Origin of the sequence: Brevundimonas sp., assembly GCF_016463485.1 — a bacterium.
Lineage (GTDB): Bacteria > Pseudomonadota > Alphaproteobacteria > Caulobacterales > Caulobacteraceae > Brevundimonas.
In genome coordinates this window covers 1-19051 of sequence record NZ_JAEMRD010000032.1, presented here as the reverse complement: position 1 = coordinate 19051, position 19051 = coordinate 1, and the positions used below count along the sequence as shown (strand labels likewise).

Annotated in this window: 14 protein-coding genes; 11 read left to right on the top strand and 3 right to left on the bottom strand. The window is 65.7% G+C overall.

All coding sequences use genetic code 11. From position 1 onward, the window contains the following. Window positions 1-448 precede the first annotated feature (448 nt). Window positions 449-1678, bottom strand: a complete 1230-nt coding sequence (locus tag JHC99_RS07025; RefSeq protein WP_292152856.1) for a pYEATS domain-containing protein — start codon at window positions 1676-1678, stop codon at window positions 449-451. 378 nt (window positions 1679-2056) lie between these two features. On the opposite strand from JHC99_RS07025, the gene JHC99_RS07020 reads away from it, so the two are divergent. Next, window positions 2057-2401: a hypothetical protein gene (locus JHC99_RS07020; protein ID WP_292152854.1), complete on the top strand. Its 345-nt coding sequence runs from the start codon at window positions 2057-2059 to the stop codon at window positions 2399-2401. Here the strand turns inward: JHC99_RS07020 and JHC99_RS07015 are convergent. Then, a complete protein-coding gene (locus JHC99_RS07015) occupies window positions 2380-3621 on the bottom strand; it encodes a hypothetical protein (protein WP_292152851.1) in 1242 nt (413 codons plus the stop codon). The genes JHC99_RS07020 and JHC99_RS07015 overlap by 22 nt on opposite strands. A 4-nt stretch (window positions 3622-3625) precedes the next feature. Then, window positions 3626-4747 (bottom strand): hypothetical protein, encoded by a 1122-nt coding sequence (locus tag JHC99_RS07010; RefSeq protein ID WP_292152848.1) that lies wholly within the window; start codon window positions 4745-4747, stop codon window positions 3626-3628. A 718-nt stretch (window positions 4748-5465) separates the two neighbouring features. Here JHC99_RS07010 and JHC99_RS07005 point away from each other — a divergent pair. The 10 genes from JHC99_RS07005 to nirB form a co-directional block, all read left to right on the top strand. Next, window positions 5466-6620, top strand: a complete 1155-nt coding sequence (locus JHC99_RS07005) for a hypothetical protein (RefSeq protein ID WP_292152846.1) — start codon at window positions 5466-5468, stop codon at window positions 6618-6620. A 39-nt stretch (window positions 6621-6659) separates the two neighbouring features. Then, window positions 6660-8345 carry a hypothetical protein gene (locus JHC99_RS07000; RefSeq protein ID WP_292152843.1) on the top strand — a complete coding sequence of 562 codons (1686 nt, stop codon included), beginning with the start codon at window positions 6660-6662 and terminating at the stop codon, window positions 8343-8345. Window positions 8346-8797: 452 nt separating this feature from the next. Continuing rightward, a complete protein-coding gene (locus JHC99_RS06995) occupies window positions 8798-10216 on the top strand; it encodes a CmpA/NrtA family ABC transporter substrate-binding protein (RefSeq protein ID WP_292152840.1) in 1419 nt (472 codons plus the stop codon). A gap of 27 nt (window positions 10217-10243) precedes the next feature. Then, complete coding sequence (locus JHC99_RS06990; protein ID WP_292152837.1) at window positions 10244-11347, top strand: ABC transporter permease; 1104 nt, start codon at window positions 10244-10246, stop codon at window positions 11345-11347. Beyond that, a complete protein-coding gene (locus JHC99_RS06985) occupies window positions 11344-13044 on the top strand; it encodes an ABC transporter ATP-binding protein (protein WP_292152835.1) in 1701 nt (566 codons plus the stop codon). The genes JHC99_RS06990 and JHC99_RS06985 overlap by 4 nt, the downstream gene beginning before the upstream one ends. 61 nt (window positions 13045-13105) lie before the next feature. Then, on the top strand, window positions 13106-14323 hold the full coding sequence (locus JHC99_RS06980) for an alginate export family protein (protein ID WP_292152833.1): 1218 nt from the start codon (window positions 13106-13108) through the stop codon (window positions 14321-14323). A gap of 16 nt (window positions 14324-14339) precedes the next feature. After that, complete coding sequence (locus JHC99_RS06975; protein ID WP_292152830.1) at window positions 14340-15350, top strand: SAM-dependent methyltransferase; 1011 nt, start codon at window positions 14340-14342, stop codon at window positions 15348-15350. A 21-nt stretch (window positions 15351-15371) separates the two neighbouring features. After that, window positions 15372-15965 carry an ANTAR domain-containing protein gene (locus JHC99_RS06970; RefSeq protein ID WP_292152827.1) on the top strand — a complete coding sequence of 198 codons (594 nt, stop codon included), beginning with the start codon at window positions 15372-15374 and terminating at the stop codon, window positions 15963-15965. Further along, window positions 15962-17098: a CmpA/NrtA family ABC transporter substrate-binding protein gene (locus tag JHC99_RS06965; RefSeq protein WP_292152824.1), complete on the top strand. Its 1137-nt coding sequence runs from the start codon at window positions 15962-15964 to the stop codon at window positions 17096-17098. Before JHC99_RS06970 ends, JHC99_RS06965 begins: the two co-directional genes overlap by 4 nt. A gap of 283 nt (window positions 17099-17381) precedes the next feature. Beyond that, window positions 17382-19051, top strand: a 1670-nt coding sequence (nirB, locus tag JHC99_RS06960; protein ID WP_292152886.1) for a nitrite reductase large subunit NirB, incomplete at its 3' end; no start/stop codon positions are given.

Genomic DNA, 19051 nt, shown 5'->3' with positions numbered 1-19051 from the left:
AAGGGCTGGATTTGGCTGCTACTCGTGATCATCCGCACCGCCGACGGGCACTTCCCGAGCGAGTTGAAAGAGGCGGCGTATGCGCAGCCACCGGGGAAAGCGTTGGTTGTACCCGTAGATGTAGGTTTTATGGCTCAGGTTGTGGGAATACTCTGGAAATCATCGCCGCGCCTCCCATGTCGGTCTGGTGGAGATCCACAAATGACCATGCCTAACCCACCCGTCGCGGCATCCGCGTCGACGCGGATGCCACATGGGCGGCGGCCGTTGGCTGAAATCAGGCGGGGAAAGCGGCGTTTCGACTTCGGCCCTTTAACTTGGCAGCACCGGGCAGGAATCTTTTCAGCTCGGCGAAGTTCGCCTGACAACGCCGGCGCGCCTACTTCCATCACGCCGGAGTTGAGTTGACAGCGCTCACCTGCCGCTCTGTGCCCCTACCCGGGGCGGTTCAGACAGTCCGCACGACCCTTGGCGCGCCCGGTGACGTCGAAAGATCCGTTTCAAGCTCGACACGCGCGTGCGGAAGCCAGACCCCCACGGTAAATCCGCCCCAGACTTCAAACGTCAGTTCCGCCCGCCCGTTGGCGAAGAGGACCTTGACCCACTGCGGGTCGAAGCTCGGATATAGGCAGAACCATGCTACGGCCTCCGTCGGAACGGCAAGGGATGTCTCGGCGACCACCGTCAGGGTGACATCGATCCACTCGGCCTGCTCGGCACCGTCGAACGTCGTGGAGATCGAATAGCCCCCCACCCTCGACTGCCCCCCGAAGCGACCCGCATTGGGATCGTCGCTCGGGCCCGGATCTCGTCCCAGCGCCGGGGCGTCATCGAATCCTGCCGCGCCGTCATAGGAGGATGGCCTAGCCCGGGTGTTCATGGATCTGTAGGATCCACGCTCGCCCTCGAGCCTGAGCCGACCTTCGGAGATCCGGCCCCTGAACAGCACGGCGTTCGATGCGCTGGAAAGACCGCCAGTTGGCCGCCGGTTGGGCGCGAGGATCCCTGCGGCAAGGAGCACCGAGTCCCGCCTGAACCAGGAAAACGAGGCTCCGGCTCGCGACTGGAGCGGCTGCTCGCGCACCCAGCGCGCGCGGATACGTTCGGCTCTCCGACGCAGCGGAGGCAAGCGGTGTTTGGTGAAGTGCCCCACAAGGCCCTCGACAAGCTCCGAGAATAGCTGATTTGTGTAGGCGAAATACGGAGAGCCGCAGGCCTGGGCCTTACGCAGAAGCCGGAGCGCATTCTCGGCCGCCACGCCGCGATCCTCGGGGGTGGAGGCGTAGAGACCTTGGCGGGCCTGGATAACATGAACGTCGTATGCCCATGGAGCTTTCCTCGCGAGGTCGGCGGCTTTAGTCGCGGAAGGGGTCGGCAAGACATCCGGAAACCGGATTGAGAGCAGGGCTGAAAGCATCTCCTCCCAAGGATCCAGGGGTGCCGTCGGCGTCTCGTCGGTTTCATGTTCGCGGCGCAGTACGATCGAACGAACCGCTTCGGCATCAACCGCAGTACCGGCGATGAGGGCGCGCGCCAGGGCCCGCAGTCGAGGATCGGTCGGCAGGACCTCAAGTTCAACATCATTGGTGGAGAACCGTGACGGCAGGATCGTGACCTGGGCTCCGCCGCGGTAGAGAGGCAGCAGGAGACGTTCGACGCGCACGTTCTCGATCGCCACGGAAAGCCGAACTCGCCCTCCCGTCTCCGCAGTCCAATCCGACGGTGGCGAAACGGTGAGCTCAAGCCGTCCTTCGGACAGTTCAAGTGTTGCGCGGCCCTGGAACGGGCGGAAGGCGTCCTTCTGGCGTCCCTCCTCCGACAAGCCCACACTCAGACGGCGACCGTGCGGGTTCGAGTCGGACGGCGACGATTCATCGAGGTCGTGGACAAGGCTCGCGAGCACGGAGGATCGCTCAAGGGCTCCGACGGGCGGCCGCTGACTTTTCAGACCTGGAGATCGACCCGGTCCCGCCGGCACCAGTTCGAGGGTCGGAACGGCGCGAACAGAGTCGAGAAGGTCGGCCTTGGTGCTGGACACGTCCTGCGATGACAATCGATGCGGCTCGCCGAACAGGGCGGAGACGGCGCCGATCTGGTCGGTCACATCAAGAAAGGTCGTGTTCCCGCTGCTGGCCTGCAGCGCAGAAAAGGAAGGGGCGAGGACATGATTGGCGGCGTCGGCCCTGACTTCGAAGATGATGGACTGCGGGGCGACGCCCGCGGGCGTGATCTCGGCGGTGTAGAATCCGGGATCCACACGGCCGCTGAAGATCCGGTCGTCTGGCGTGGCCGTCCAGTCGGCGACTGGTCCATCGACTCCGCTTATGCGGACGCGTCCAACAGACAGATCAACTGGTGCCTCGAACTGAAGCTTGAGAGTCATGGTATAGTCACCCGCTGATCGAACTGGGGCTGGTCGGCCATGAAGAAGCTTGAGTGACACGGCGGAGGCGGCGCATTCGGATCGATTGCAAGAGCATAATAGGGCCGGCTCCTGTCCGCTGCGATGTGAGTTACCCAGGGGCCAGGGGTCCGGCCGCCGCCAACGCCTATCCAGGGCTGATCCCCGTCGCCACTGAGTCCGATCCGGAGGTCGAAATCGGCTGCCCGCTGGGGAGGATCGATCTCCACCACCACCGGCAGCCTGGGGGCGTCATGCCGGATGAGGGTCAGCCGAATATTCGGCGACATCACCTGTGAAGGCTCGAAAGGCTTGTCCTTCCAGGCGGGGAAATAGATGCGGTGCAGTTGCCGAAGGTCGCTCCAAAGCCCCATGGCGTCCACATGCCAGCCCGCGTTGGACCATCGCGAGGACGATCCCTCCAGGCCCTTGATCAGGGTCTGCGTGAAGCGGCCGAAGCGGACGCCGGATCCGGAATCGACCTTTTCCTCGAACTGCGGCGCATACCTCGGATCATGGAGCAGATCCTCCGTCGAGACGCCCGGGTAGGCAAGAGATCCGGCTGAGGCGGCGGCGAGGAGCCAGACCTTGTCGCGATCCGTCGGGCCGGGGATGTCGGGGGTGATGAAGCCATTCTCGCGCGCATTGTCGGGAAAGACGGGGACATACTCGCCGCAGGCGTCCAACAGGAACGACGCGGCCGCGATTTCGGGCTTCTGCCGAAAGGCCTGGGCCATGACGCCGATGTTCAGGTGGGACCAGGCATCTCCGCCTGTGCGTCTGTTGATGTCCGACAGGAACAGCACGGGCTGCATGCCATGATTGGCCCCGTGGCCGCAGGCGTAGAAGAAGGCCGTCGATCCCTCGTCCTCATCCAGGCGGCCGATCCAGTCGCCGCCCGCGGTCGGAACGGTGGCGCTGTCGGCGCGGCCGATGGGCTGCAGTACCCGGGCGTCCCGGGCGAGATACCGTGTGTCGCCGCCCGGGACGTCCGAGATCAGTACCTCCAGTGACCGGAGCCGCGGCGTCATCGAATCCCGGTTCGCTAGCAGCCAGTCGCACATCAGTTTGGCGCTGTCGGCCGCGCTTGGCAGATCGCGGACGGCCTGGAGCTTCGGATTGGTTCCGAGATCCGGCTTGGCGAAGGGAAAGTCGCCGACGCCGATGACGAAGGCGTGCAGGCCTTTCTCCACAGTCTTGTCCTCGAAGATGAGCGTCATGCCCTCACCTCAGCAGGCTTAGATCGGCGAGACGGCTGCGAAGCCGCGCGTAGAACTGGGGTCGCTTGAAATAGGTCGTATGGGCTGACACCAATCCGGTCAGGGAGTTGAATTCCAGATCCTCGACGCCGTCGAACATCGGTCCCGCGGCGAAGGCGAGCGGGTCGATCGGATCGAACACGTTGCACCACGCCCTGACGCACGGGGGGCGTGGTTGCCGGGAACCGGCCGAAGGCACGCCGCCCGACAATGCTCCAACCGCCTGGAAGAGGCCTGGCTGAGATCCGACCGTGAGGAGGAAATCGACGGTCAGGGTCGCCGGCAGACCCGCTGCTGTCAGGTCGGCGAGCATGTCTGTGACGATGACGCCTCCCATGCTGTGCGCGATCACGATGAGCGGCTCGTCCGGGGACTTGGCCGTCCAGGCCGCCTTGAGCTTGTCGCCCACCGTCTGCTGGATCAGCCCGCGCAGGGTACCGCGATTGAGATAGGCGAACACGTCGCCGCCGAAGAGCCCGACTGCCGGACGCACGGCGTCATGAAGAAGTCCATAAGCGACGGTCGATGCGGCGTTCCGGATTCTGTCCGTGACGCCGTGGACGGCGTCGGTGATCGCACTGAGCACCGACATACTTTCAGCTTCGGCTTGGATGGCAAAGGCCAGCGCCGCGTCACTGCCGGCCCTGCCGGTAAGGGCGCGAGCCTTGTCGGCGTCGTCCTGGGCATCAACGGCCGCAGCGAAAAGGTCCAGTTCGTCTGCCGTCAACCGGCGGTGCGCCGCCTCGGCGTCATCCGCGAGCCGGGTCAGCACCGCATCGACGGCGAACTGGGGGTGGTCGGCAGCCAGGGCTCCGAGACTCGAGCCCGCCGCCGATGGCTCATCTACGCCGATGCCTGCCGGTTCGTCGTCGCGGATCCCCAAGGAGAAACTCGCGGCGGCCTGTCGGGTCGCGTAGATTTCCCTAGGGATCTTTGGCACGTGGTCGCCCCATCTGGGGGCAAGTATCGCATGTGCGACCCCTTGGAACACAACGCGGCCCAGCAGGTCCGCCATGCTCTGTTCAGCCAGATCAAGGGCCGGGCTTGATCGCGTGGCGACCCCGTGCACGAAAACGATCTGCGCCATTCGCCGCCCTGTTCAGTAACTTTGTTCGACGAACCTACCTCAATCCGAGGGCGACACAATCCCCGATTGACGCCGGGCGGCCTCCTGCCGACGCATCCGACGGATTTGGCCTCGATATTAAAGGCGCTGAGACAGAGACCCGACGATCGTCATCTTCGACCGCAACGGCGGCCCGACAGCTTATACCGAGGGCGCGACACGGTAAGGTGGTGCGAGAGCGGCAGTCCGGAGGGTGGGTCCTGCCGGTTTGAATCCCAGTGGCGTCTCAACATATAGCGAGGTTGCGAAGGCTGGGGTGCCCGGATGCTCTCGTCGAGGTCGCCATTCAGGGCATTTCCGATGGCGGACCACTTGCTGCGATCCGGTCTTGCGACGGTCTCAGGCTTTCCGTCGAGCCTTTGAAAGACTCACTGTGGTGCTGCACCGAAAAAATCGGGCGTGCCAAAGAAGCACGGCCGTCCACCGAGATTGATGGCAATTCGCACTGCCCTTTTCGACCGCCGTCAAACGCGCAATCCTATGATTGTGGCATGGCGCAGGAACGCTTTTCGGTTGCCTTGGCCGCGTTAACCTATCAAAGTTCTGTCAGTGAAGCGGGGGCGCGGATCTGTGTCGCCTCCATCCTTGCAAAAGTTCGTCGTCGATCCGCAAGGGTCGTCGCCACCGTAAGCGTCGCCTGACACTCGCGCGCAGCGCCTCGACAAGAAGGAAACGTCCCATGGCCGTCTGGCATGTTCTCGGAAACGAACTGGTTTCGACCGCCGCCTTCATGGGAAGCGCTGCGGAGTTCGACGCGGTCGCGGCGGGCGGCGCACTGACGCTGCCCTCCGGCCGTGCCTTGAGCAAAGCCGATCTCGCGCTCGGCGTGACCTCAGGGGACGACGAGCCGTACGGGATGTTGGGCGATGACGCGACGGCTCAGCCGCGGACGGACTTCGTGGCGATCGGGCTGAACAGGCCTCTCACCATTCAGATCCGGCATGTGTACACCGGAAAGTACCCGCGCGCCGGCCTGTTGGGATTTGACAAGAAGAAGGATCTGGCCGTCGTGTCGGCTCTCAAGGACTATGCGGTGTTCGCGGCGGCGTCGCGCGCCGTCAACTTTCTCAAGTCCGACGTCGGGCAACACGCCAACATCTCGGGACCGACCGCACTCGAGGAGGGCACCTCGATTGTGGCTTACCAGCCCGCCGTTACGAGTGATTCTCTCACGGTGACGATCGAGGCCGCGTTCGACAACTTTCCGAAGGCGTTCACCGACCAGATCGGAGGCGCTTTCGCCTCGGCGGCAGGCGTACCCATTTTCCTGCCGTGGGCCGGCTATTTGATGACGGCGTCGGCCGTCACCAAACTGGCGGGAGGGTTGGCGGACGCCTTGTTCGATGGACGCCCTGCGTTTTCCTTCACCGAGACGCTGGCGTTCAATGTCCCGGGCTCGGATATCCCCAAAGCGGACTTCCGGATCCTGTGTTCGAACACCTTCGATCCGCAGGGACTCAAATTCGATCCCAAGCGCGGCCTCGTCGATACGGAAACCAAAGCACCGTATTCGGGCGACGAACCCTATGTCGTGCTGAGCCTTGACGGTGCTGAGCGTGAGAAGCTGGCCGCCTTCGCGCCCACCCTCGCCAGCGCCGCAGTTCTGCAGCGGTTTTTCGACATGCGCGATGGAGCCCAGGCGTCCGTTGGAACCGTCGTCGAGGGACTGAAGCTCTTGTCCGACTCCAAATACCGGGCCGACGCTGACGCCCTGGCGATCCAGATCGCCAAACTTCCCGCTGGCGATCCGCAGCACGCCACCCTCAAGGCCCGCCACGTCGCCCTCGTCAAGAATATCGCCAGCGACACCTTGAAGCCGGCGGCCCTGACGTAACGCCTCGGATCGCCTAGCCCCGTTCAGCCCGGAATCGCCATGCCCACTTCAGACGATATCTCCTGGTTCAAGTCGCAGTTTGGCGCCCTGATGGACGAGGCCATCGGGGATGCGCCATTCGACCGGGACATGCTTGCAGCCATCGCCTGTCAGGAGACTGGCTACATCTGGAGCGTCCTCCGTCGCAAAGGACTGGGAACCGACGAGATCCTGCGCCTGTGCGTCGGTGACACCCTGGACGCGGACCGGGGCCGCAAAGCCTTCCCCAAGACCTACGAAGACCTGATCGAGGCTCCCAATGGCGCAGCCATGTTCAAGGTGGCGCGTCAGGCGCTCGTCGACATGGCCGCTCATATTCCGGGTTACGCCACCGTCGCCAAACGACGGCACAAGTTCTGCCACGGCTACGGGGTTTTTCAGTACGATCTGCAGTTCTTCAAGGATCATCCGGACTATTTTCTGAACCGAGACTACTCCGATTTTCGTAAGTCAGCGGAACGCTGTGTCACCGAACTGCGGCGCGGCCTCGTCACCCTGGGTTACCAGGAGCGCAGGATCCTGACCGACCTCGAGATGGCCCGCGTGGCTATCGCCTACAACACAGGCGGATTCAAACCGGCGCTGGGACTGAAGCAGGGACACAAGGGCGATGACGGCGTCTTCTATGGAGAAGCCTTCTACGCCTTCTTACTCAAGTGCCGGACGGTCACGCCTCCGGCCGAGCCCGCGCCGGGCAAGGCGCTGTCGCCTCGGCCGACGCCAGTGGATGCGGGTGGCTTGCAGTATCAGGTCGATACCCGCGAAGGTCTGCTCAACGTTCGCAGGACGCCAAGCAAGGACCCCGCCCACCCATGGGCGAACTTCATCATCGGTCTGCCCGACGGCCACGTCGTTAGCGCCGTCACTGGGACGCCTGTCACTGGATACCTTGAGATCGAGACCTCTCTGGCGGGCGCCCATGTCAGGGGCTTCGCCTCGACCGACTACCTGGTCCGTCTCAAGGCGAAGTCGGAGGTAAAGGCGGAGCCAGCGCCCTTTGCGCCGGTTGGACTGACGGCGGTGATCATGCCGAGGAAGCCCGGCACCATCACAAAAAGGACCGCTCCTGCGGGGGCCCATTCCTTGAACGAACCCGGTGCGCCCGGACGAGCTGGTGCCACTCCCGTTGCATTATGCGCGGAACTGGGCGCGATCATCGGCTGGCTTGGCGTGGAGACGCCGGCCCATCTGCGTTATCAGCCGCATGACGGTCTGACCTTCTGCAACATCTACGCCCACGACTACTGTCACCTCGCCGGTGCCTACCTGCCCCGGGTGTGGTGGACGCCAGGTGCCCTGGTCTCCATCGCTCAGGGACGGACGGTCCTGCCGCTATATGGAAACACGATCGAGGAGGTGCGGGCGAATGGCCTCTTCCGGTGGCTGAGGGACTTTGGCCCCTTTTTCGGCTGGAGGCAGACAGGCGATTTGGACAAGCTGCAGGAGCACGCCAATCAGGGCGGCATCGGCCTCATCGTCGCGCGGCGGAAGGAAGACGGGCGGTCCGGCCACATCGTCGCAGTGGTTCCGGAAACCGAGAAGAACCGCGCCGTCCGCGGATCGACCGGCGTCGTTCGTGCGCCACTTCAGAGCCAGGCCGGAGCACGCAACGCCGCCTATGTGGCCAAGGTTGACTGGTGGCTTGGAGACCAGTTCGCCGAGAGCGGATTCTGGATTCACGACTGAGGAAGGCAGCCCCTCGACATCGAACCGCAACCTGCTGTTGATGCAAAATCACGGTGCGGCCAGTCCGCGAACGGCCGGTGCCAATTCGCATACTGGCCGTTAGGCGCAGAGGGCAGGCGACTTAGGCCCGGGTTTGACTCATTTCGGCGGTTGGCAAGGTCTGCTTCTCGGACTTCAATTCCAGCCCAGAGTCCAGGTTTGCGAACTAGGATCCGCCAAGTTTTGTCATGCCACTTGTGCGATGCAACATTCCATGTAACCAATAGGCCGTCGCGCGGTTGAGCGTGGCGCGTAACGGTCCGTCCCCAACGATGGGAGACGCAGCCGTCCTTCAGCAGATTTCGGCAATGAAGCCGCCCGGGGCGCTCTGACACGAGCCGCGCCGAGGCGGTTTTTCTGCGTTCGCGATCTGCCCCGTTTTGCGACCGACTTTTGAAACACTGGGGATGACGATGATCGACAAGCGCACGTTTCTGATGGCCGGCGGCTCGCTGTTGCTCGCATCGGGCGCGACGGCACTGCTGGCCGGCTGCGGCGACAAGAAGGCGCCTTCCGGCGCGGCCCCCGCGCCGCTCGGTGGGGCCGAGAAGCCCAGCCTGAAGCTCGGATTCATCAAGCTGACCGACATGGCGCCCCTGGCCATCGCCAAGGAGAAAGGGTTCTTCGCCGAAGAGGGCCTGAACGTCGCGCTGGAGCCCCAGGCGAACTGGAAGGTGCTGCTGGACGGCGTCATCGGCGGACAGCTGGACGCGGCCCATATGCTGGCCGGTCAGCCAATCGCGGCGACTATCGGCCTGGGCACCACGGCCGAGTTGATCGCGCCGCTGAGTCTCGACCTGAACGGCAACGCCATCACGGTGTCGAACCGCATCTGGGCCCAGATCGAACCGGCCCTGCCCAAGGGGGCGGACGGCAAGCCGACCCATCCGATCTCGGCCTCGGCGCTGCGGCCGGTCGTCGACCGGTTCAGGTCCGAGGGCAAGCCGCTGAAGTTCGGCATGGTCTTCCCGGTCTCGACCCACAACTACGAGCTTCGCTACTGGCTGGCGGCGGGCGGCATCCATCCGGGCTTCTATCTGCCGGGAGACGTCGCCGGCACGACTGGAGCCGATATCCAGCTGTCGGTGACACCGCCTCCCCAGATGCCCGCCACGCTCGAAGCCGGCACCATCGAGGGCTATTGCGTCGGTGAGCCGTGGAACCAGGCGGCGGTCAAGAAGAAGATCGGCGTGCCGATCATCACCGACCACGACATCTGGGCCCGCAACCCGGAAAAGGTCCTGGGCATGACCAAGGCCTTCGCCGCCCAGTATCCGGCGACGACCCACGCCCTGATCCGCGCGATCATCAAGGCCCAGCAGTGGCTGGACGCCGGTTCCGGTGCGAACCGGGCCGAGGCGGTGCAAATCCTGGCCCGGCCCAACTATGTCGGCGCCGACGCCGATGTGATCGCGGCCTCGATGACCGGCCAGTTCACCTATGCGCCCGGTGACACCCGGCCCGCGCCGGAGTTCAACATCTTCTTCGACGATTTCGCCGGCTATCCCTATGCCTCCGACGCCGTCTGGTACCTGACCCAGATGCGGCGCTGGGGCCAGATCGCCACGGACCATCCCGATCAGTGGTATATCGATACGGCCAAGGCCGTGTACCGGGCCGATCTCTATACGGCGGCGGCCGATTCGCTGGTGGCACAGGGGATCATCCCGGCGGCCGCGGTGCCGACGAACGACGGGTTCAAGGGCGTGCAGACGGGCTTCATCGACGGCGTCGCCTACGACGGTCGGGCCCCCAACGCCTATCTGGCCAAGTTCGCCATCGGCCTGAAGTCCGGCCAGTCGGTCACCGCCGCCGGCGCGTCGGCGGCCTGATCGACCGAGGGAGTAGGGGAGATGACCATGACCCAGTTCACGTCCGGAGACGGCTCGGCCCAGAGGACGATCAAACGTCCCACGCCGACGGTTCTGTCCGGACCGCCCCCCCTGACGGCGCCGCAGCCGCAGCCATCAGGGGGCAAGTCATCCGGGGGCGCGTTCGACGGGAAACCATCGGGCGGCATCGGCCTGGTCGCAGGCTTCGCGGCGGTGGGTCCGAGGGCCAAGACGGTAATCCTGCCCCTGGTCGGGATCGTGGTCTTCATCCTGCTGTGGGCCCTCACTGCGCCGATGGTGAAGACATCGCTGGGTGCCCTGCCGGGGCCGGTCGCGGTCGCGGCGCAAGGCGTGTCGCTGGTCAAGGAATGGCAGGCAGGGCAGGCCGAGAAGTCGGCCTTCTATGAGGCCCAGTCTGCTCGTAACGCCGCACTTGAGGCCGCCGGGCGCGGTGCCGAGGCGCAGGATTTCCGCTATTCGGGCTCGTCCAGCTTCATCGATCAGATCTTCACCTCCCTGTTCACCGTCGCGTTCGGGTTTGGCCTGGCCTCGCTGGTGGCGGTGCCGCTGGGGCTGGTGTGCGGCCTGTCCAAGGGATTCAACGCCGCCTTCAACCCGCTGGTGCAGATCTTCAAGCCGATCAGCCCCCTGGCCTGGCTGCCGATCGTGACCATGGTGGTGTCGGCGACCATGACCGATCCCGACCCGACCTTGCCCAAGAGCTTCGTCATCTCGGCCGTGGTAGTGATGCTGTGCTCGCTGTGGCCCACCCTGATCAATACGGCGGTCGGCGCGGCCTCGATCGACAAGGACCTGCTGAACGTGGGGCGGGTGCTGCGCCTGAGCCCGTTCGCGCGGCTGCGGCGGCTTATCCTGCCCTCGGCCCTGCCCTATATCTTCACCGGTATGCGACTGTCGCTGGGCGTGGGCTGGATGGTGCTGATCGCCGCCGAGATGCTGGCCCAGAATCCGGGCCTCGGAAAGTTCGTCTGGGACGAGTTCCAGAACGGCAGTGAACAGTCGCTGGCGCGGATCATGTTCGCGGTCATCATCATCGGTGTGATCGGCTTCCTGCTGGACCGGCTGATGATGGCGCTGCAGTCGCTGGCCTCGCGGAACCACGAGACTTGAGCCGGTCGTTTGAAGGTGGGCCCATCCTGTCCCTGAAGGGCCTGTCAAAATCCTATGTCGGGGCGACCGGAGCGCGATCCGAGGTGCTGTCGGGCGTCGATCTGGACGTCGAGGAGGGCGAGTTCGTCGCCGTCCTGGGGTTCTCGGGCGCCGGCAAGACTACCCTGGTCTCGGCCATCGCCGGACTGATCCAGCCGGATGCAGGCCAGATCCTGATCAAGGGCCAGCCCTGCACCGGGCCGGGGCCGGATCGTGGCGTGGTGTTCCAGAGCTATTCCCTGTTCCCCTGGCTGACGGTCGAGCAGAACGTCCGGCTGGCCGTCGATGCCGTCCATTTGGCGATGACGAAGGAAGAGCGGGCCGAGCTGGTTCGTTCCACCGTGACCCTGGTCGGACTGGGACACGCGCTGGACCGCAAGCCTGCGCAGTTGTCGGGCGGGATGCGCCAGCGGGTGGCGGTGGCGCGTGCCCTGGCGATCAGGCCGGAGATCCTGCTGCTGGACGAACCCTTGTCGGCACTGGATGCCCTCACCCGGGCCAAGCTGCAGGACGAGATCGAACGCATCCGGAGGCAGGAAAAGCGTACCATCTTCCTGGTTACCAACGACGTGGACGAGGCCCTGCTGCTCGCGGACCGGATCGCGATCCTGACCCCGGCACCGAACGCCCACATCGGCCGCATCTTCGACGTCACGATCGATCGGCCCCGCATCCGCACCGACCTCAACCACGACGAGGCCTACAAGACGCTGAGGAACGAGATCGTCGGCTATCTGGGCCGGCTGGCGGGCGGGGTGAAGGAGGCGGCACCGTCGAACGTGATCGACCTGCCCAGTCTGGAGCCGCTGGACCTGCTGGCCCCGCCCAAGGCCTATCAGGACGCGGCCTGGAGCCCGATCAACCGGCGCTATCTCGAATTCTACAACCTGTCGAAAGTCTATCCGACGCCCAAAGGGCCGCTGACGGTCGTTCAGGACGTCAACCTGCTGATGGATCGGGGCGAGTTCATTTCCCTGATCGGTCACTCGGGCTGCGGCAAGTCGACGGTTCTGACCATGGCGGCGGGGCTGAACCCGATCACCGACGGCGGCATCGTGCTGAACGGGCGCGAGATCGAGATCGCGGGCCCGGACAAGGCGGTGGTGTTCCAGTCGCCGTCCCTGATGCCCTGGCTGACCGCGCGGCAGAACGTGTCACTGGGGGTCGAGCGCGTCTATCCGCACGCCACCCGCGCCGAGCGGGCCGATATCGTCAGCTACTATCTGGAGCGGGTGGGCCTCGGCGACGCCATGAACAAAATGGCGGCTGACATGTCGAACGGCATGAGGCAGAGGGTCGGCATCGCCCGCGCCTTCGCCCTGTCGCCCCGGCTGCTGCTGCTCGACGAGCCGTTCGGGATGCTGGACAGCCTCACGCGCTGGGATCTCCAGGACGTGCTGGTCGAGGTCTGGAACCGCACCAAGGTCACCACCGTCATGGTCACCCATGACGTCGACGAGGCCATCCTGCTGGCTGACCGGGTGGTGATGATGACCAACGGCCCCAACGCTACCATCGGCAAGGTGCTGAAGGTCGACCTGCCGCGTCCGCGCGACAGGCGGGCCCTGCTGGGTCACCCACAGTTCTATGCGTACCGCGAGGAGGTGCTTCAGTTCCTCGCGGACTACGAACACGGCACGCACGCCGACGCCGCCTGACCGGGCTCCCACCCGATCAGCGGTGACTGACCGCACATTTTCACACCCATGGGGGGATACCATGAAGACGCTTCAACTCGTCATCGGCGGAGCCTTGCTCGCCGTCCTGTCAACACCGGCCCTGGCCCAGACCGCGCCGCCGGCCCCGCCAAAGGACGGCATCAAGCCGATCGCCGAGGTCCGGGTCCGGTATGAGGGCGTCGAACGCGACGCGCCCCTGACCGACGCCGATGCCGTCACGACCCGGCTGCGGCTCGGGTTCGAGGCTCGGAAAGGGGCCTGGTCAGTGCTGACCGAGGGCGAGGGGGTGGTCGCGCTCGGCGACGACTACAACGACACCAACGCCGCCAATGGGGTGGAGCCGTTCGCGGTGATCGCCGACCCGGCCAATCTGGAGCTCAACCGGTTGCAGGTCCAGTACAGGACCGCGCCCCTGACGGTGACGATCGGCCGTCAGCGCATCAACCTGGACGACCAGCGTTTCGTCGGCTCGGTCGGCTGGCGTCAGAGCGAACAGACCTTCGACGCCGTCAGGGCCGAGGGCGTTCTCGGACGGGTTAAGCTGGATGTCGCCTACAGCAACGCCCAGCGCACGATCTTCGGCGTGGACGCCGGACCGCGTGAGAGCTTCGACGGCGACTTCGTCTTCCTGGGCGCGGGCTTGGTGGCCGGCCCGGTGACGCTGAAAGCGTTCGGATACCTGCTGGATTTCGAGGAAGCGATCCAGTTCGGCAACTCCAGCGACACCTTCGGCCTGCGCGCGACGGGAGCGATCCCGCTGCCCGGTCACGCGCCGATTACGGTGGCGGCCAGCTATGCGCGTCAGACGGACGCGGGATCGAACCCCGGAAACTACGCCGCTGACTACTTGTCGCTCGATCTGGGGACGACCGTGGCGGGGTTCGCGGTCAATGTCGGGTACGAGTTGCTGGGCGCCGACAGCGGTCGCAGCTTCCAGACGCCGCTGGCCTCCCTGCACAAGTTCAACGGCTGGGCAGATGTCTTCCTGACCACTCCTGCCCAGGGATTGCAGGACGTCTATGTCAGCGTCGGACGGCGGTTCCCGTCGGTGACGGCCTTGCCGGGGCTGAATGCCCTGGTCGCGTATCACGACTTCACCAGCGACGTCGGCGGGCGTGACTACGGCACCGAATGGAATGCCCAGATCGGCTACAAGCCCGGCAAGTTCGGGGTCGTGGCGAAATACGCGGAATATCAGGCCGACGGCTTCTCGGGCGATGTCCAGAAGGTTTGGCTGCAACTCGAATGGGCACTTTGATGATGTGGGGCGGCTGATGCGGGTCTTTCTGGCCGGCATCCCGCTGGGGGGCGAGCGGGTGGTCGTGGTCGGCGGCGGCGAGGCGGCGCTGGCCAAGCTGAGGCTGTTCGTCGGCTCGCCCGCCGAGTTGGTCTGGTTCACCCCCGGCGGCGCGCCGGAGCTTGACCGCAGGCCCACCGGCGCGCCAGACCCGGCGCGCCGCATGCCGATGCGCGAGGATATGGCCGGCACGCGTCTGGTCTTCCTCGCGCTGGACGACGAGGCCCAGGCCGTGGCCATCGCCGGGCTGGCCCGCGAGATGGGGGCCCAAGTCAATGTCGTCGATCGTCCGGCGCTCAGCGACTTCCAGACGCCGGCGCTGATCGACCGCGACTCGGTCGTGATCGGCATCGCCACCGGCGGGGCCGCGCCGATCCTGGCGCGCGACGTCCGCTCCCGTATTGAGGGGGTACTGCCCGCTGCGCTGGGGCCACTGGCGACCCTGGCGGGGCGAATCCGGGATCGGGTCAAGACGAGCGTGCCCGACTTCATGGCGCGGCGGCGGTTCTGGGAGCGGGCCTTCCGCGGCTCAGCGGCCGACCTCGTCGCCGAGGGGCGGATCGAGGCGGCCCACGACGAGATGATCCGCCTGCTCGACGCGTCGGCCCTCGATGTCGGCGTGGTCCACCTGTTGGGATCGGGCTCGGGCGATCCCGAGATGCTGACCCTGAAGGCGCTGCGGATCATGCAGGACGCGGACGTGATCCTGCACGACGGCGAGGTTCCGGCCGAGGTGCTGGCGAGGGCCAGGCGGGATGCGCCGCGCCGCGCAGTCGAGACGATGACGGTGGAGCAGGTTCTCGAGCTGATCGCCGGGCATCTGGGCCACGGCGAGCGGGTGGTACGTCTGTATGCCGGCGATCCCGAGGTTTCGGAGCGAGCCCAGCGCGAGCGTGATGCTCTGGATGCAACAGGGATTGCCGCGTTCGCCGTCCCGGTCGTCCCTGGGCCCGCCGTGCCTAGACTTCGCCCGACCGGCAAGGCTTAGTCTCGCCGGGGACTAACAGAATTGCGTATCGCCATCGTCGATGACAGCGGGCTGCGGGCCACCATCCTGAAAGAGGGACTGGCCGAGGCGGGCTATACCGATATCGAGGTCGTGGCTCCGCACGGCGGCTTCGTCGCGCGGCTGGAGCGGATGGCCCCGGACATCGTGCTGATGGACCTGGGTGACCCGAGCCGCGATGCCCTGGAGGAAATGCTGACCGTCAGCCGTGCCCTGGCCCGACCTATCGCCATGTTCGTCGATCGATCCGACGACGCCATGATCGGGGCCGCGATCGATGCGGGGGTGTCGGCTTACGTGGTCGATGGCCTGAGGAAGGAGCGGGTCAAGCCGATCCTGGAACTGGCGATCCGGCGCTTCAATGCCTTCAATGCCCTGCGGGTCGAGCGCGACGACGCGATCACCGCCCTGGCAGACCGCAAGACGCTGGAAAAGGCCAAGGCCATATTGATTCAGAGCCGGGGCCTGACCGAGCCCGAGGCCCACGCCCTGTTGCGCTCTACCGCCATGAACCAGAGCCGTCGGATCGTGGAGGTGGCCGAGGCCCTGATCACCGCCCACGCGCTTCTCAATCCGCCCAAGGGAACCGGCCGATGACCCCGATCTCCATCGCCTTCCTGCCCCTGACCGACAGCGCGATTCTGGTCGCTGCGAAGGAATTGGGCTTCGCCGCCGAGGCCGGACTGGACCTGACTCTGGTCCGCAGCACCTCGTGGGCGACGGTGCGCGACCGGGTGGTCTATGGTCAGGTGCAAGGGGCGCACATGCTGGCCCCGCTGGCGGTCGCCGTGACCCTGGGCCTGAGCCAGCAACCCGCGCCCCTGGTCGCACCGTTCCGGCTGAACCTGAACGGCAACGCCCTGACCCTGTCGGCCGAGTTCGCAGCTGCGCTGGACCCCGTGCTGGCGAACAGGGTTCAGGACCCGATTGCGACCGCCCACGATTTCGCGTCGGCCATCGGCATGCATCGGCGCAAGCCCGTGATCGGCGTGGTTCACCGGTTCTCGACCCATGCCCTGATGCTGAGATACTGGCTGGGGTTCGCCGGTGTCGATCCCGACCGCGATCTGGTGCTGAGGGTTTTGCCGCCGTCGCTGATGGTCGAGGCCCTGCGGACCGGAGAGATTGACGGTTTCATGGCCGGAGAGCCGTGGAGCAGTGTCGCGGTGTCTGAAGGGTTGGGCCAGATCGCGGCCTTCGGTTCTAGGATGTGGCGGCGCGGGGTGGAGAAGGTGCTGGCGACGCGGGGTGACTGGGCCGAGGCCAATCCCGACACCCTGGATGCCCTGCTCGTCGTGCTGGACCGGTCGGCCGTCTGGTGCGATACGGCTGAAAACCATGAGGCCCTGGCCGCGATGCTGGCGGCCCCGGCCTATGTAAACCGGCCTGCCGAACTGATCCTTCCCGCTGTGTCGGGACGGCTCGTGGTTGGCCAGGGCGAGGTTCCGACGATCGACCCCGACTTCCTGATGCTGCACCGCGAAGCCGCCAACGCCCCGTCGCCGGATCACGGCCTGTGGATCTATTCCCAGTTCGTGCGCTGGGGGATGGTCGAAGCATCCGGCACGGCCCAGGCGGATGCCGCGGCCGTGTTCCGGCCGGACCTGTATCGCCGATCCCTGCCGGATCGTGCGGCCGCGGGGCCGGTTCAGGGCTTCTTCGACGATCGGGATTTCGATCCCGCCCGGGTCGCCGACTATGTGCAGGGCCAGCGATCCGGCCACGGCTGAACGCCGTTTGCTGCATCGCAAAATAACCCCTTGCCGGGAGGGGTGAAACGAGTCACCTTCGAGACTTGAGGCAAGGATGCCTCACGATATTCCGGTTCGCCCGCCGATGGGTCGATCCGGTCGATTTTGGCAAAGCCGCCATGCAGCCGCTGGGAAACCAGCGTCCGCATGGCGGCTTTTTTCGTTTTGGGGCCTCGTCATGGACGGTTTCGCAAAGATCATGGAGCGCCCGGCGGTCACACCGCTGGAGGCCCGAGAGCATCTGGTCGTCGTCGGCAACGGCATGGCCGGGTGCCGGGCGGTCGAGGAACTGATTGCGCGTGACGCGGCGCGATACCGCGTCACCATCTTCGGGGCCGAGCCCCATGTGAACTACAACCGGATCATGCTATCGCCGGTGCTGGCGGGCGAGAAGACCTTCGACCAGATCGTCATCAACGACCGCGCGTGGTACGATGACAACGCCGTCGATCTGATCGTTTCTGATCCTGTCGAGGCCATCGATCGCGTGTCGAAGACTGTGACGGCGCGGTCGGGTCGAGTGGTCGGTTACGACCGGCTGCTGATCGCCACGGGGTCCGATCCCTTCATCATTCCGGTGCCCGGCCACACGCTCGACGGGGTCATCAGCTTTCGCGACATGGCCGACGTAGACCGGATGATCGCGGCGGCCGACTCCGGCGGCGAGGCCGTGGTCATCGGCGGCGGCCTGCTGGGGCTAGAGGCGGCGCATGGGCTGTCACTGCGGGGCATGAAGGTCACCGTCATCCACCTGATGCCGACCCTGATGGAGCGCCAGCTCGATGAAGCGGCGGGCTGGCTGCTGAAGTCGGCGCTGGAGGCGCGGGGCCAGACCATACTGACCGGTGCCGACACTGCCGAGATCGTCGGCGAGACCTGCGTCGAGGGTGTGCGCCTGAAGGATGGGCGGCTGATCCCGGCGTCCCTGGTGGTCATGGCCGTCGGCATCCGGCCCAGCGTGCGGCTGGCGAAGGAGGCCGGGCTGGCGGTCGGGCGCGGCATCCATGTGGACGACCATATGGTGACCTCGGACCCGGCGGTGCTGGCGGTCGGGGAGTGTGTCGAGCATGACGGACAGGTCTATGGCCTGGTCGCGCCCCTGTGGGACATGTGCCGGGCCCTGGCCGACGGCCTGACCGAGCGGCATACCGGCTATCGCGGCTCGGTCACCTCGACCAAGCTCAAGGTGTCGGGCATCGACGTCTTTTCCGCCGGCGACTTCTCGGGCGGGCAGGGGGCCCAGGACATCGTGCTGCGGGACGCGTCGCGCGGGGTCTACAAGCGCGTCATTGTCAGGGACGACCGGATCGTGGGTGCGGTCCTGTACGGCGATACGGGCGACGGGGGCTGGTATTTCGACCTGATGAAGAAGGCTGAGGACATCAGTCCCGTTCGCGACATGCTGATCTTCGGCCAGGCCTTTGCCCTTGGAGGGGGGCAGACGGACCCTAAGGCGGCCGTTGCGGCCCTCTCGGACGACGCCGAGATCTGTGGCTGCAACGGCGTGTCCAAGGGCAAGGTGGTCGCCTGTATCGGTGCCGGAGCGGTGACCCTGGACGCCGTGCGCTCTGGCTGCAAGGCGTCGGCGTCGTGTGGGTCCTGCACCAACATCGTCGAGAGCCTGCTGGCCCTGACGCTGGGCGACGACTACGGCGGCGAGCGCGCCGTGAAGACGATGTGCAAATGCACAAGCTTCGGCCACGACGACGTGCGCCGCGAGATCGTCGCGCAAGGCATGCGCTCGATCCCCGAGGTGATGCAGAAGTTGCACTGGTCCACGCCCGACGGCTGTTCGTCATGCCGGCCGGCGCTGAACTACTATCTGCTGTGCGTCTTGCCGGGGGAATATGTCGACGACCAGCAGAGCCGGTTCGTCAACGAACGGATGCACGCCAATATCCAGAAGGACGGCACCTATTCGGTCGTGCCGCG